This is a genomic window from Xanthomonas sp. CFBP 8151 (assembly GCF_011761885.1).
Classification (GTDB): Bacteria; Pseudomonadota; Gammaproteobacteria; order Xanthomonadales; family Xanthomonadaceae; genus Xanthomonas; species Xanthomonas arboricola_B.
On sequence record NZ_JAASQZ010000005.1, the window covers coordinates 74,236 to 88,603 of the forward strand.

Here is a 14,368-nt window from a genome sequence, read left to right on the forward strand (position 1 = left end):
TATGCCCACGCTACCGCCGTGCTGGTGAGCCTGACGCCAACATGGCAAACCCGTGCATCGCACGGCCTGCCTTTGCGCGACAATGGTGCCATGAGCAGCCACGACATCCCTCCTGCAAATGCCCGCCTGCGCGCCCTGCAAGGCGCCTTGCTGATCGATATCCGGCAGCTGCACGAACGTGCCGGCGGCCAGGCCGAAGGCGCGTTGGCGATTGCGCAACACGATCTGGAAACGGCACCCGCACGGCATCTGCCGGCGCAGGCGCGTGAAATCGTGTTGATCTGCCAGAGCGGCAAGCGCTCGGCACACACGGCGGAGATCTTGCGCGCGCACGGCTATACGCAGGTGTCTTCGGTGCTCGGTGGCACCTCCGCGTGGACCAGCGCCGGCCTTCCATTGGTGCGCCCTACCTTGCCGCCCGACGAGCAGGATTTTCTCGAGCGCTATTCGCGCCATCTCCGCCTGCCGCAGGTCGGTCTGGAAGGCCAGCAGCGTCTGGAGCGTTCGCGCGTGTTGCTCGTCGGTGCAGGCGGGCTCGGCTCGCCGGCGGCGTTCTATCTGGCTGCCGCTGGCGTCGGCCACCTGCGGATCGCCGATGACGATGTGGTGGACCGCAGCAATCTGCAGCGTCAGATCCTGCATGTGGAGGACAGCGTCGGCGTTGCCAAGGTCACCTCCGCCGCGCAGCGCATTGCCGCGCTCAATCCACGCGTGCAGGTCCAAGCGCTGCAGGCACGTGTGACTGCCAGCAATGTCGAAGCCTTGCTGGAGGACGTGGATGTCGTGGTCGACGGCGCCGACAATTTTCCTGCGCGCTATCTGCTCAACGATGCCTGCGTCAAACTCGGCAAACCGCTGGTCTACGGCGCGGTACAGCAGTTCGAAGGGCAGTTGAGCGTGTTCGATGCCGGCCGCAGGCGCGGCCAAGCACCGTGCTATCGCTGCCTGTTTCCCGAACCACCGCCGCCCGAATTCGCACCCAGCTGCGCCGAAGCCGGCGTACTGGGCGTGCTGCCCGGGGTGATCGGATTGCTGCAGGCGACCGAGGCGATCAAATTGCTGCTGGGCATCGGCGACACCCTCACCGGGCGCCTGCTCAGCTTCGATGCACTGGCGATGCGCTTTCGCGAGATTCGCCTGCCCCCCGATCCGCATTGCCCGGTGTGTGCTCCCGGTGTCGCATTCACCGGATATGCCGATTACGCCGCCTTCTGCGGCAGCGCCGTCGGCTGAGCGCGACCGATCGGCGCTGGTTGTCGCTTCGCATCAGGCCGCCACGTTCCTGCGCGTGACGTGGACGGGGCAGTCTGCCACTGCGTGCGCCCTCCGTGGCTGCCATCACGTCACGCACCGTCGGCGTTCAGTGCCGAAGGCGCGAAAGGACCGGCCTGCATCCGATAGCGCCCGCCTGACGGCGAGCGCGGCCCCTGCTGTTTGTCGCGCGTGCTGTACCAGACGCTCAAAGCGCGTAAGGAATCACCTGTACGATTTCGCCTGCCTCAAAACGCCGCGCCTGTTCCGGCAACACGATCAAGGCATTGCTGTCGGCCGCACCGCGCAACAGATGCGATGCATCGCCGCGATGCGGCAACGCCGTCAGACGCCCGTCTTCGCCGCACTCCAGGCGCCCGCGCAGAAACTCCAGCCGCTCGTGGCGTTTTTCCCAGGGACTCGCCAGGGCCGCATGCCACAACGGGCGCGGCTCGCTACCTCCCTGCAGGCCATCCAGCAACGGCACGCCGTAGGCGATCAACGTCGCCAGCACCGAGACCGGATTGCCCGGCAAACCCAGCACCAGGCAGCGGCCGATCTGGCCCAGCACCGCCGGCATGCCCGGGCGCATGCGCACGCGCCAGAAGTGGATGCGGCCCAGTTCGCCGATCAGCTGCGGCAGAAAATCCTTTTCCCCCGCCGAGACGCCGCCGCAGGTGATCACCACATCGAAGGCCGCAGCCGCGTCTTCCAGCATGGTACGGATGCGTTGCGGATCGTCCGGCAGGGTCGGCCATGCGGTCGGCGCGTAGCCCAGTGCCCGCAGCTGCGCCATCAGCATGTCGCGGTTGCTGTTGTAGATCTGTCCCGGCCCCAACGGCATGCCGGGCTCCACCAGCTCATCGCCGGTGGCCAGCACCGCAATGGTCGGCCGCGGCGCCACCGCAAGCCGCGACAGGCCGAGCGCAGCCGCCAGTCCGATCCGGGCAGGCGTCAACACCTGCCCGCTCTGTACCACCAGATCGCCCGCGCGCACGTCGCTGCCGGCAAGGCGCACCGCCGCACCCGGCGCGGGCATGGTACGGAAATGCACCACGCCATCGCGTTCCTGCGCATCCTCTTTCGGGATCACGGTATCGGCACCACCGGGCAGCGGCGCACCGGTGGTGATGCGCAGGCATTGGCCCGCGCTCAGCGTGCCGGTCCAGCGCTCGCCAGCAAATTGCTCGCCGACCAGTTGCAATGACGCATCGCCGCCAGCGACATCGGCATGCCGCAACGCAAAGCCGTCCATTGCGCTATTGGCGAACGGCGGCAACGCGATCGGTGCGATCAGATCGGCAGCGCAGATGCGCCCATCGGCACGCGAGGTGGCGATGTTCTCGTCGGGTGGACGGCTGTTGGCGGCGACGGCCTGCAGGATCTGCAGCGCCTGTGCATAGGGAATGCGGGAGGGATAGTCAGTCATGGCACGCAGGATACCAGTGCGCCACGACGGCCCAGAACGTCTGGCGATGCCAGTGCAGGCGCCAGAAGAATGTCACTGCAGCTTTCTGGCATGGCTCGTAGCACTGGACCACGGCAGCTTGAGGCGCTGCGGCCACTCCACCTGACGATCATTCGCCAGGCACGGATCGTTCCCTGCTTACTTGCCCTTGACGTGCTTCATCAACCGCCTTTTGCGCGCCACCTGCCGTTCGGTGAGCGTGTTCTTCTTGCCCTCGTACGGATTGGCGCCTTCGCGGAAGATGAAACGCACCGGCGTGCCGACCAGCTTGAAGCGCTTGCGGAAGAAGTTTTCCAGATAGCGCTTGTACGACTCCGGCAGCACCTTCAGGCGCGTGCCGTGCACGATAAAGGTGGGCGGATTTGCGCCACCCGGGTGCACGTAACGCAGCTTGGAGACGTGACCACGGATGCTCGGCGGCGGATTGGTCTCGTAGGCGATTTCCAGCGCCTGGTTGACTTCGCTGGTGCTGAATTCGTGCGTGGCCGACGCGTGGGCACGATGAATCGCCTGGAACAGCTCGCGCATGCCCGAGCCGTGCAGCGCGGAAATCCGCACCGCCTCCGCCCAGCTGACGAAGCCCAGCTTGCGCGACAGCAGGTCTTCGGCCTGCGCTCGCTGGTAGTCGCTCTGCCCGTCCCATTTGTTGATCGCCACCACCAGGGCACGGCCAGCGTCCAGGATGGCGCCCAGGATGGTCGCATCCTGGTCGGTGACGCCTTCGCCGGCATCGAGCATCAGCACCGCGACCTGGCATTGTTCGATCGCCTGCAGCGTCTTGAACGCGCTGAACTTCTCTACCGCTTCCTCGACCTTGCCGCGGCGACGCAGGCCGGCCGTATCGATCAAGCGGTACTGGCGCCCGTCGCGGTCCATGTCCACGGCGATCGAATCGCGCGTGGTGCCCGGCACTTCCGAGGCGATCATGCGTTCTTCGCCGAGCAGGCGATTGACCAGCGTCGACTTGCCCACGTTCGGGCGGCCGACGAAGGCGATGCGCACACGCGCCGGGTCGGTATCCAGCAACTCGCCGGCACCTTCCTCGGGCAGGCGTACGCCGACTTCCTCGAGCAGTTCGTCGATGCCTTGCCGATGCGCTGCAGACAACGCCACCACATCGGAGAACCCATAGCGCGCGAATTCCGAGCGTACGGTCTCCTCGTCGGTGCCGTCGATCTTGTTGATGACCAGCACGGTCGGCCGCGCCAGCTTGCGCAGCCAGGCCAGGATCTCGTCGTCTAGCGAGGAGGCGCCTTCGCGCCCATCGACCACGAACAGCACCAGATCGGCCTCACCGGCAGCGGCGCGGGCCTGCCGCGCGGTGGCGCCGGCCAGGCCTTCCTCGTCGCCAGCGATACCGCCGGTATCGACGACGATGAACGGGCGTTCCTCGTCAAGACGACAGACCCCGTAGTTACGGTCGCGGGTGACGCCGGGCTGGTCGTGGACCAGCGCGTCACGGGTGCGCGTCAGCGCATTGAAGATGGTGGACTTGCCGACATTGGGCCGTCCGACCAGGGCGACCAGGGGCAGCATCGCAAAGTCCTTATTGTGCCAACCGGAAGGCGGTGAGATCGCCATCGGTGTTTTGTACCAACAGAATGCCGTCTACGACGATCGGCTGCGCCAGCAGCGTGTCGCGTCCAGCGCGAGCGCGCGCGGCCAGTGCACCGTCGCTGAGTTTCAGCCAGTGCAGATAGCCCTTGTAGTCGCCGACCACGGCGTAATCGCCCTGGATGGCCACACCGGTCAGGGAGCGACGCGCCAGCGCGGCCTGCGACCACATCGCCGCACCGCTGCTCTTGTCCAGGCCCCACACCGAGCCGGCGTTGTCGGAGACCACCACCACCGCCGACGACACGCCAACGCCACCGGCGCCGCCGTGATCGCGCGTCCACAGCGGACGACCGCTCGGGCCTTCCAGTGCGAGGGTTTCGTTCTTGAAGCTGGTCGCATACAGCGTGGTGCCGTCAAGCACCGGGGCACCGTCCACATCGGACATGCGCTCCAGCTCGGTGCGGCCTTCCGGCACGCCGATGGCCTGTTCCCACAACGGGCGGCCATCCTGCAGCGCCAGGGCGCTCAAGGTGCCGCTGTCGTTGCCGACGAACAGCACGCCCGGGCCGGTCACGATCGGCGCATTGCCGCGCACCGACAAGGTCGGGCCTTCCTCGGCATGGAACCAGCGGCGCTCGCCGGTGGCCGCATCGAAGGCGCTGACGCGACCGTCGTTGCTGCGCACCAGCACCAGGTTCTGTGCAATGGCCGGTGCGGCGATGACTTCGTTCGGCACCTTGGCACGCCACTTCTCGGTGCCATCGGCCTGGTTCAGCGCAATCACGTCGCCAGACAGCGTGCCGATCACCACCAGGCCTTCGCCGACGCCGGGGCCACCGGACAGGCGCTGCTTGAACTTGCGGTCGTTACGCTCTTCCTTCTTGGGCTTGTATTCCCACACGCGCTTGCCGGTCTGCAGATCCAGCGCCTGCACGCCGCCGGTGATCGCCGCGGCGTATACCTTGCCATCGGCCACCGCCGGACGCTGGCGCACGCCGATATGGCCTTCGCCCTTGCCCACGCCGGTGGACCAGATCTTGTCGACCTTGACCGACGGCTCGAACTTGACCAGCTCGGCAGGTTCCTGCGCCTTCTTGGCAGCGGCGTCCTTCCCGGCAAACCAGCCCTTGACGGTGCTGCAACCTGCCAGCGACACGCCCATCAGGGCGATCAATGCAATGCGCTTGTACATATCAACCTGCTTCATCAAATCTGCTCCGCCGGATCGGGCACCTTGCCGCCCACATCCATCAGCTTGGTTTCCAGCAAACGGCGCTGCGGCGAGGCCACATCCACCGTGGTCAGGGCCTTGGCGTAGAGCGCACGCGCTTCATCCGGCTTGCCCTGCACGACCAGCGCATCGGCGCGGATCTCTAGGCTGGTGTGGTCCTGCGCATCGGCCAGCAGCTTGATCGCTTCGTCCGGCTTGCCGCTTTCGGTCAGTACACGCGCCAGGCGCTGCTGCACGATCTGCTTGAGCTCGCCTTCTGCCGGCACGTCGCGCAGGGTCTTGATCGCTTCGGCATGCTTGCCGGCATCCACCTGGGCCTTAGCCAGACGCAATGCAGCCAGTTCGGCGTAGACACCGCCCTTGCCGTCATCGAGCGCCACGATGTCCTTGGCCGCCTTGTCCAGGTCCTTGCCCTGGATGGACTTGACCACCGCCTCGTAACGGGTGTTGGCTTCCACCGATTGAGTGGCGGTGTGCTTCTGCCACCACTGCCAGCCTAGGATCAGGGCCAGGCCCACCACGACGCCGCCCACCAGCCCTGCGCCATTCTTTCTCAACCAGGAACGAACGCGTTCGCCTTGTTCGTGTTCGTCCAGCAGATCGTCGATCGCCATGCGTACTCTCGCTCCGTCATCCCGGAGGCGCGGAACATCAATAGGGAAAAATGAAAAACCGCAGTCCGCTTCACTCGGAAGCAGGTACCACGGAGCCGTCGGAGGATACCGCAAAACGGGCCACGTTAGCGCGCTGGAACGGTTTCACGTCGACGATACTGCCGCCTTGCTGAACCTCTACCGCCGACGCATTGCCCAGCACGATGCGGCCCACCTGCCCTGGCGAATAACTGCGACGCTCGCCGGCACGCACCAGCGCCTTTTCGACCGCGCTGCCATCCGGTGCCAGAATCTGCACCCAGCTGTCGCCGCTGAAACTCAACGACAAACTGCCGCCACCGGCGGCAGACGCTGCAGGCGTCTCGAGCTCGGGCGTGGCCCGCGGCACCGGCGTCATCGACGCGATGTACGGCGCCGGCTGCTCGCGCGGCGCACTGGCCGGCTGCGTTGCAGCGTTGACCGGGGAGCCGGTCCTGGGCGCTTCCGGCATGCTGTCCAGCGATACCGTGCTGGGCGCCTTGCCATCCAGATGCGAACGGGTCGCGTACCACACCGGCACCGCGAACACGCCGGTGATCACTACATACATCGCCTTGCGCGCCGTGCTTTCCAGGATGCGCCGCGCCCGCGGCGTATGCGTGTGGCTGACCAGCTTGACCGGCTCGACCGGCGCAATCGCCGCCTGCTGCAGCAGCGGCTCCAGGTCCACGTGCAGCAAGCGCGCATAGCTGCGCAACTGACCGCGCACGAAGACCGGCGCACCCAAGCGTTGCCACTGCTCCTGTTCCAGCGAGCGCACCACATGCGCCGGCATACGCAGCTTGCCGGCGACCTCGTCCACGCTCAGACCTGCTGCTTCGCGCGCGTCGCGCAAATGCTGTCCGCAGCCCTTTTCCTGCTCGAAAGGGTTCGGATTGGAATCACTGATCACAATGCATTGGCCCCGGGGTTAGCGGTCGCTGCGTCAGGGAATTCCTTGACCAACCGCTGTTGATAACGGCTGGCAGCTACCTTGTCGCCTAGCCCTTGCTCAATCTGAATGGCGAGTTGTAACACGGAAGCGGTTGCAGGTGCAGCCGCAAGCCGCCGTTCGATAAACGCGCGCGCTTCGAAATAATTGCGATGCGTCGCTTCGGAGCGCGCCATCGATTCAAGTGCGTATGGATTCTGCGGATCCAGTTCCAGCGCCTTGCGCAAGTCACCGGCAGCCCGCTGCGGCTGCCCCGCCTTGAGTGCGCAGCCACCTGCATTGCCCAGCGCGGAGGCTGGCGATGCGTAGGTTCTGTCGGTCAGGGCGCGATCGAACAAGGTCAGCGATTCGGCCGGCGAGCCGTTCGCGCACAACCATGCGCCGTAATTGTTCAAGACATCACCGCGCTGCGGTGCAAGTTCTGCAGCCCGGCGGTATGACGCGCCGGAACCGGCAATATCGCCCTTGGCGCCTTGAATCAGCGCCAGCAGACCAATGGCATCCACCGACTGGGGGTCTTTCTTCAAGGCTGCACGGACCTGCTCTTCGGCAGCGGCGTAGTCGCCTGTTTGCAGCCGGTTATTGGCCAGGCCGAGCTTCTCCTGCACCGCCAGACGATTCTTTGTCGCAGTGCTGTCGCGGAACGCATGCACCTGCGCCACCTCCTCGACCGTCTGGACCGAGCCCGCCTTGGCATTGCGGCCACCGCAGCCGACCGCGCCCAGCGCGATCGCCACGGCCGCCATGACTAGAAGATCACGCTGCCGCATCTCGACCGGCCTGCCCTTCCAGGGTGCGCAGGAAATCCGCCTGACGACGGGTGCGGTCCATGACCTGTCCCTTGAGCTGTCCGCAGGCGGCGTCGATGTCGTCGCCGCGGGTACGGCGGACCATCGTCAGCACTTGCGCGTCGAGCAGGATTTTCTGGAAGGCACGGATCTCGGTCTCTCCGGAGCGCTCGTAACGCGTGCCCGGGAACGGATTGAACGGGATCAGGTTGACCTTGCCGGCGTCCTTGGACTGCACTGCGTTATCGAACTGACGCATCAACCTGGCCAGTTGACGCGCATGCTCGGGCTGGTCGTTGATGCCCTTCATCAAGGTGTATTCGAAGGTGACCGAATCGCGCTTCTTGCTGCCGCGCAGATAGCGCGCGCAGGACTCCATCAGCTCGGCGATCGGGTACTTCTTGTTCAACGGCACCAGGCTTTCGCGCAGCGCGTCGTTGGCGGCATGCAGCGAGACCGCCAGCGAGACATCGCTTTCGGTCGAAAGCCGGTCGATCATCGGCACCAGGCCCGAGGTCGACAGCGTCACCCGCTTGCTGGCCAGGCCGTAGCCAAGGTCGTCGCGCATCACGCTCATCGCGCGCACGACGTTGTCGAAATTCATCAGCGGCTCGCCCATGCCCATCATCACCACATTGGTGAGGCGGCGCTGCTGGTGCGGCACGTTGCCCAGATGGCGCGCCGCCACCCATACCTGCCCGACGATCTCGGCAGTGGTGAGGTTGCGGTTGAAGCCCTGGGTGGCAGTCGAACAGAACGTGCAGTTCAGGCCGCAGCCGACCTGGGACGACACGCACAGCGTGCCGCGGCCCTTGTCGGGGATATAGACGGTTTCGATCGCGTTCTTGCCGTCGGTACCCATGGCCAGCAGCCATTTATGGGTCCCGTCGGTGGACGGCTTGTCGAACACGACATTGGGGACGAGGACCTCGGCGTGCTGGTGCAATTTCGCACGCAGCGCCTTGCCGAGGTCCGTCATCTGGTCGAAATCGGTGACGTAGCGATGGTGGATCCACTTCATCACCTGATGGGCACGGTAGCGTGCCTCGCCGAGCGTGTCGGCGAAGAAACGCTCCAGTCCCTCGCGGTCGAGGTCGAGCAGGTTCTGCTTGCGCAGTTCCGGGGCGCGGACAGGGACGTCCTGCAGCACGGAGGGGATCACGACCTCATTCACGATTCGACTCTCTCGGCCTCAGCGCGAGACCACTTCGGTGGCGGCAAAGAAATACGCGACTTCGTTGGCGGCGTTCTCGACCGAGTCCGAACCGTGGGCGGCGTTGGCATCGATCGAGTCGGCGAAGTCGGCGCGGATGGTGCCCGGCGCAGCGTCCTTGGGATTGGTCGCGCCCAGCAGGTCACGGTGTGCGGCAACGGCGTTCTCGCCTTCCAGCGCCTGGATCACCACCGGGCCGGAGATCATGAACTCGACCAGCGCGTTGAAGAACGGACGCTCGCGGTGCACGGCATAGAAGCCTTCGGCTTCGCGACGCGACAGCTGCTTGTACTTGGATGCCACGATCTTCAGGCCGGCCTTTTCGAAGCGGCTGTAGATTTCGCCGATGACGTTCTTGGCAACGGCGTCGGGCTTGATGATGGACAGGGTGCGCTCCAGCGCCATGGGAAGATCTCCGTTGGGCGGGCCACTGAAGGCCCGAGATTATCATGAAAAAAACCCGCGTCAAAACGCGGGCTTAGGCTTCTTTGCGATGGTCAATTCTATCTCTTCGTCGTTGCAATTGCACACCGCCTCCTGAATCGTGCTGCATTGCCGCATGACCGGTGCGCCGTCCAGCCCGTAGACTCAAACAATCGTTTGATTGAGTTCCACCCCGCGCATGCCCAAGCCTGCCCACTTCTCCACCAAAGACCGCATCCTCGGCGCGGCCGAGGAGCTGTTCGCCCAGCATGGCTTCGCCGGGACCTCGCTGCGCCAGCTGACCACCCAGGCCGACGTCAATATCGCGGCCGTCAACTACCACTTCGGCTCCAAGGAAAACCTGGTCAACGAGGTATTCCGTCGCCGCATGGACGAGATGACCGCCGCGCGCCTGCAGCAACTGGAAGCCGCCAGGCGGTCGCAGCCCGGCGAACTCACCGCGGTGCTGGCGGCCTTCGTCGAGCCGGCGCTGGCAATGGCGCAGGACCGCCAGAGCGGCGGCGCGTTCGTGCGGGTGATTGCACGCGCCTACGCCGAAAAGAACGACAACCTGCGCAAGTTCCTGTCCGACCACTACGGGCATGTGCTGCGCGAGTTCGGCAAGGCCATCGCCGCCTGCGTGCCGGGCCTGAGCAAGGAGGAGCTGTACTGGCGCCTGGATTTCCTCGCCGGCGCGCTCACCTATGCGATGGCCGATTTCGGATTGATCAAGCGCCCGGCCGGGGTCAGCGAGGCCGACCACCGCGCGCGCGCCGCGCGCGAACTGATTCGTTTTGCGGAACCCGGTTTCCGTACCCATCCCACACCGTAGTCGCTCACACCAAAGGCTCATCGCTATGTCCAATCCGTTGCTAGTCCGTCGTGCTGCCGTGCTCGGTGCCGGCGTCATGGGCGCGCAGATCGCCGCGCACCTCACCAACGCCGGTGTCGACACCGTGCTGTTCGACCTGCCTGCCAAGGAAGGTCCTGCCGACGGCATCGTGCTCAAGGCCATCGCAAACCTCGGCAAGCTCAGCCCTGCCCCGCTCACCAGCAAGGCCCTGGCCGAGGCGATCACGCCGGCCAACTATGAAAGCGGTCTGGAGCAGCTGCGCGATTGCGACCTGATCATCGAAGCGATCGCCGAGCGCATGGACTGGAAGCAGGACCTGTACAAGAAGATCGCCCCGTTCGTGGCCGATCACGCCGTGCTGGCCTCTAATACCTCGGGCCTGGGCATCAACAAGCTCTCCGACGTACTGCCCGAGCAGTTGCGTCACCGCTTCTGCGGCGTGCATTTCTTCAATCCGCCGCGCTACATGCACCTGGCCGAACTGATTCCCGCCAAGGGCACCGACAAGGCCGTGCTGGAAGGACTGGAAAGTTTCCTGGTCACCACGCTGGGCAAGGGCGTGGTGTATGCGAAGGACACCCCGAACTTCATCGGCAACCGCATCGGCGTGTTCTCGATCCTGTCCACCATCCACCACACCGCCGAGTTCGGGCTGGGCTTCGACGAAGTCGATGCGCTGACCGGCCCGCTGGTCGGGCGCCCGAAGTCGGCGACCTACCGCACCTCGGACGTGGTCGGCCTGGACACCATGGCGCACGTGATCAAGACCATGGGCGACACCCTGCCTGACGATCCGTGGCACCAGTACTTCAAGTCGCCCAAGTGGCTGGATGCGCTGATCGGCAAGGGCGCGCTCGGCCAGAAGGTGGGTGCCGGCATCTTCCGCAAGGTCGGCAAGGACATCGTGGTGCTGGACCTGGAGAAACAGGATTACCGTCAGGCCGATCGCAGCGCTGCGCCAGAGGTGGTCGAGATCCTCAAGATCAAGAATCCGGCCGAAAAGTTCGCCCGGCTGCGCGAAAGCCAGCATCCGCAGGCGCAGTTCCTGTGGGCCACGTTCCGCGACCTGTTCCACTACAGCGCCTACCACCTGGCCGATATCGCCGAGACCGCGCGCGACGTGGATCTGGCGATCCGCTGGGGCTACGGCTGGTCGCTGGGCCCGTTCGAGACCTGGCAGGCCGCCGGCTGGAAGCAGGTGGCGCAGTGGATTGCCGAAGATATCTCCAACGGCAAGAGCATGAGCAGCGCGCCGTTGCCGAACTGGGTGTTCGACGGCCGCGATGGCGTACATGCGGCCGAGGGCTCGTACAGCCCGGCGCGCGATGCCAAGCTGCCGCGCTCGGCATTGCCGGTGTACAAGCGCCAGCGCTTCCCCGATCCGCTGCTGGGCGAGCAGTTCTCGCCGGGCGAGACAGTGTTCGAAAACGACGGCGTGCGCATGTGGCACGACGGCGACGACATCGCGGTGGTCAGTTTCAAGACCAAGATGAACACCGTCTCCGATCACGTGCTCAACGGTCTGCAGGAAGTCGTCGGTCGCGCCGAGAAGGACTTCGCCGGGCTGGTGATCTGGCAGCAGAAGGAGCCCTTCTCCGCTGGTGCGGATCTGGCCGGCGCGTTGGGTCTGCTGCAGGCCGGCAAGGTCGATGCGTTCGAAGCGCTGGTCGCCAACTTCCAGGCCACCAGCCAGCGCATCAAGTACGCGCAGGTGCCAGTGATTTCGGCCGTGCGCGGGCTCGCGCTGGGCGGCGGTTGCGAGTTCCAGATGCACAGCGCCAAGACCGTGGCCTCGCTGGAAAGCTACATCGGCCTGGTCGAAGCCGGCGTCGGCCTGCTGCCGGCCGGTGGCGGTCTGAAGGAAATCGCCGTGCGCGCTTCGCAGGCCGCGGGTCCGGGCGGCGATGTGTTCGCCGAGCTGAAGAAGACCTTCGAAACCATCGCGATGGCCAAGGTCTCCAACTCTGCGGTCAATGCCCAGGAGCTGGGCCTGCTGCGTGCCACCGACAAGGTCGTGTTCAACAGCTTCGAGGCGCTGCACATCGCCAAGGCCGAAGCGCGCGCACTGGCCGAAGGCGGCTACCGCGCCCCGCTGCCGGCACGCCGCATCCAGGTCGCCGGCGACGTCGGCATCGCCACCTTCAAGATGCTGCTGGTCAACATGCTGGAAGGCCGCTTCGTCAGCGAATACGACTATGAGATCGCCACCCGCATCGCCACGGTCATGTGCGGCGGCGAAGTCGATCGCGGCGCGCTGGTCGACGAAGAATGGCTGCTCAAGCTGGAGCGCAAGCACTTCGTCGAACTGGCCCAGCAAGAAAAGACCCAGGCGCGGATTGGGCACATGCTCAAGACGGGTAAGCCGTTGAGGAACTGAGAATCGGGAGTGGGGAATCGGGAATGGGTAAAAGCCCAACCGACTCCCCGCTTCTCCCCATTATTTTGCCGGGTGATGAAGATGGTGGACTCAGGCGAATCCGCACTTGCGATTCCCGATTCCCCATTCTCGATCCCCGGCCATCGGAGATAGCCAAATGAGCAAGCAGATTCAAGAAGCCTACATCGTCGCCGCCACCCGTACGCCGGTCGGCAAGGCGCCCAAGGGCGTGTTCCGCAATACCCGTCCCGACGACATGCTGGCGCACGTGCTGCGTGCGGTGGTGGCGCAGGCGCCGGGCATCGATCTGTCGCGGATCGACGATGCCATCATCGGCTGCGCGATGCCCGAGGGCGAGCAAGGCATGAACGTGGCGCGCATCGGCGTGCTGCTCGCCGGCCTGCCCAACACCGTGGCCGGCCAGACCATCAATCGTTTCTGTTCGTCCGGCATCCAGGCCGTGGCGATGGCCGCCGACCAGATCCGCCTGGGCAATGCCGACCTGATGCTTGCCGGCGGTACCGAGTCGATGTCGATGGTGCCGATGATGGGCAACAAGGTCGCCATGTCGCCGAATGTCTTTGCCGACGACCATGTGGCGATCGCCTACGGCATGGGCATCACCGCCGAGAAAGTGGCCGAGGAATGGAAGGTCTCGCGCGAGGATCAGGATGCGTTCGCGCTGGCCTCGCATCAGAAGGCGATTGCCGCCATTGCCGCCGGCGAGTTCCGCGACGAGATCACGCCGTACGAGATCCTGTCGCACCAGCCCGACCTGGCCGGCAATGTCATCGCGCTGCGCAAGCGGCTGGTCGACACCGACGAAGGCCCGCGTCCGGACAGCTCGCTCGAGGGTCTTGCCAAACTGCGCCCGGTGTTCCGTAACGGCCAGTTCGGCGGCAGCGTCACCGCCGGCAACTCCTCGCAGATGAGCGACGGCGCCGGTGCGGTGCTGCTGGCCTCCGAGCAGGCGATCAAGGATTACGGCCTCACCCCGCTCGCGCGCTTTGTCAGCTTCTCGGTGGCCGGCGTGCGCCCGGAAGTGATGGGTATCGGCCCGATCGCGGCGATTCCCAAGGCGCTCAAGCAGGCTGGTCTGACCAAGGACCAGCTCGACTGGATCGAGCTCAACGAAGCCTTCGCCGCGCAGGCATTGGCGGTGATCCGCGACAGCGAACTGGATCCGTCCAAGGTCAACCCGCTTGGCGGCGCCATCGCCCTGGGCCACCCGCTGGGCGCCACCGGTGCGATCCGTGCCGCCACCCTGGTGCACGGCCTGCGCCGCCGTCAGCAGAAGTACGGCATGGTCACCATGTGCATCGGCACCGGCATGGGCGCGGCAGGCATCATCGAAGCGTTGTAAGTCACCGATTGCGAGATCGGCCGCCAGGCCGATCTCGCAACGCTGATCAGGCTGCCAGTCAACGACGGCGTGCGCGGGCACGCCTTCTTCGTTATCCGCCAGTGTCGGCGGTCAGCGACTGCGAGCGATGCCGTGTCTCCATCTACGCGCCCGGTAGGCGCGCCGGCCCAACGTCGCGTTTGAGCATGACTCCTGACGTGCAGATTGACCGCCGCATGGCGGTGCCCCCGGCAATCACACCCCGAACATGCCAGCAGGTC

Annotated in this window: 12 protein-coding genes; 4 read left to right on the forward strand and 8 right to left on the reverse strand. The window is 65.5% G+C overall.

Annotated features, from left to right (window positions below; all coding sequences use genetic code 11):
• The first annotated feature begins 90 nt into the window (after window positions 1–90).
• Window positions 91–1,233, forward strand: coding sequence for a molybdopterin-synthase adenylyltransferase MoeB (moeB, locus tag FHT08_RS18810; protein WP_166776349.1), 1,143 nt, complete (start codon window positions 91–93; stop codon window positions 1,231–1,233).
• A gap of 226 nt (window positions 1,234–1,459) precedes the next feature.
• On the opposite strand, the gene glp is transcribed toward moeB, so the two are convergent.
• The 8 genes from glp to ndk all read right to left on the reverse strand — a co-directional run bounded on the left by glp (window position 1,460) and on the right by ndk (window position 9,497).
• Window positions 1,460–2,680 (reverse strand): gephyrin-like molybdotransferase Glp, encoded by a 1,221-nt coding sequence (gene glp / locus FHT08_RS18815; RefSeq protein ID WP_166776351.1) that lies wholly within the window; start codon window positions 2,678–2,680, stop codon window positions 1,460–1,462.
• Between the two features lie 177 nt (window positions 2,681–2,857).
• Entirely contained in the window at window positions 2,858–4,255 is a 1,398-nt protein-coding gene (gene der / locus FHT08_RS18820) for a ribosome biogenesis GTPase Der (protein WP_104537403.1), read from the reverse strand.
• A gap of 10 nt (window positions 4,256–4,265) precedes the next feature.
• Window positions 4,266–5,483 carry an outer membrane protein assembly factor BamB gene (gene bamB, locus FHT08_RS18825; protein WP_166776353.1) on the reverse strand — a complete coding sequence of 406 codons (1,218 nt, stop codon included), beginning with the start codon at window positions 5,481–5,483 and terminating at the stop codon, window positions 4,266–4,268.
• Window positions 5,483–6,121: a tetratricopeptide repeat protein gene (locus FHT08_RS18830; protein WP_016904423.1), complete on the reverse strand. Its 639-nt coding sequence runs from the start codon at window positions 6,119–6,121 to the stop codon at window positions 5,483–5,485. The genes bamB and FHT08_RS18830 overlap by 1 nt, the downstream gene beginning before the upstream one ends.
• 70 nt (window positions 6,122–6,191) lie before the next feature.
• The gene (locus FHT08_RS18835) at window positions 6,192–7,052 is read right to left on the reverse strand and encodes a helix-turn-helix domain-containing protein (RefSeq protein WP_016904424.1); all 861 of its coding nucleotides are present in this window, start codon (window positions 7,050–7,052) and stop codon (window positions 6,192–6,194) included.
• Entirely contained in the window at window positions 7,049–7,837 is a 789-nt protein-coding gene (gene pilW, locus FHT08_RS18840; RefSeq protein WP_016904425.1) for a type IV pilus biogenesis/stability protein PilW, read from the reverse strand. The genes FHT08_RS18835 and pilW overlap by 4 nt, the downstream gene beginning before the upstream one ends.
• Window positions 7,838–7,847: 10 nt before the next feature.
• A complete protein-coding gene (gene rlmN, locus FHT08_RS18845) occupies window positions 7,848–9,053 on the reverse strand; it encodes a 23S rRNA (adenine(2503)-C(2))-methyltransferase RlmN (RefSeq protein ID WP_104537407.1) in 1,206 nt (401 codons plus the stop codon).
• A gap of 18 nt (window positions 9,054–9,071) precedes the next feature.
• On the reverse strand, window positions 9,072–9,497 hold the full coding sequence (gene ndk / locus FHT08_RS18850) for a nucleoside-diphosphate kinase (protein WP_016904427.1): 426 nt from the start codon (window positions 9,495–9,497) through the stop codon (window positions 9,072–9,074).
• 217 nt (window positions 9,498–9,714) lie between these two features.
• Here ndk and FHT08_RS18855 point away from each other — a divergent pair, with 217 nt between their 5' ends.
• The 3 genes from FHT08_RS18855 (at window position 9,715) to FHT08_RS18865 (ending at window position 14,108) form a co-directional block, all read left to right on the forward strand.
• Window positions 9,715–10,347 (forward strand): TetR/AcrR family transcriptional regulator, encoded by a 633-nt coding sequence (locus FHT08_RS18855; RefSeq protein ID WP_016904428.1) that lies wholly within the window; start codon window positions 9,715–9,717, stop codon window positions 10,345–10,347.
• 25 nt (window positions 10,348–10,372) lie between these two features.
• On the forward strand, window positions 10,373–12,745 hold the full coding sequence (locus FHT08_RS18860) for a 3-hydroxyacyl-CoA dehydrogenase/enoyl-CoA hydratase family protein (protein WP_166776355.1): 2,373 nt from the start codon (window positions 10,373–10,375) through the stop codon (window positions 12,743–12,745).
• Between the two features lie 157 nt (window positions 12,746–12,902).
• Window positions 12,903–14,108: an acetyl-CoA C-acyltransferase gene (locus tag FHT08_RS18865; protein WP_016901771.1), complete on the forward strand. Its 1,206-nt coding sequence runs from the start codon at window positions 12,903–12,905 to the stop codon at window positions 14,106–14,108.
• The last annotated feature ends 260 nt before the right edge of the window (window positions 14,109–14,368 follow it).

What these genes read in the sequence shown, in the direction of transcription:
- der (WP_104537403.1), bottom strand. Translation starts at nt 4,255, where the DNA reads ATGCTGCCCCTGGTCGCCCTGGTCGGACGGCCCAATGTCGGCAAGTCC.
- FHT08_RS18830 (WP_016904423.1), bottom strand. Translation starts at nt 6,121, where the DNA reads ATGGCGATCGACGATCTGCTGGACGAACACGAACAAGGCGAACGCGTT.
- glp (WP_166776351.1), bottom strand. Translation starts at nt 2,680, where the DNA reads ATGACTGACTATCCCTCCCGCATTCCCTATGCACAGGCGCTGCAGATC.
- FHT08_RS18865 (WP_016901771.1), top strand. Translation starts at nt 12,903, where the DNA reads ATGAGCAAGCAGATTCAAGAAGCCTACATCGTCGCCGCCACCCGTACG.
- moeB (WP_166776349.1), top strand. Translation starts at nt 91, where the DNA reads ATGAGCAGCCACGACATCCCTCCTGCAAATGCCCGCCTGCGCGCCCTG.
- bamB (WP_166776353.1), bottom strand. Translation starts at nt 5,483, where the DNA reads ATGAAGCAGGTTGATATGTACAAGCGCATTGCATTGATCGCCCTGATG.
- FHT08_RS18855 (WP_016904428.1), top strand. Translation starts at nt 9,715, where the DNA reads ATGCCCAAGCCTGCCCACTTCTCCACCAAAGACCGCATCCTCGGCGCG.
- FHT08_RS18860 (WP_166776355.1), top strand. Translation starts at nt 10,373, where the DNA reads ATGTCCAATCCGTTGCTAGTCCGTCGTGCTGCCGTGCTCGGTGCCGGC.
- pilW (WP_016904425.1), bottom strand. Translation starts at nt 7,837, where the DNA reads ATGGCGGCCGTGGCGATCGCGCTGGGCGCGGTCGGCTGCGGTGGCCGC.
- ndk (WP_016904427.1), bottom strand. Translation starts at nt 9,497, where the DNA reads ATGGCGCTGGAGCGCACCCTGTCCATCATCAAGCCCGACGCCGTTGCC.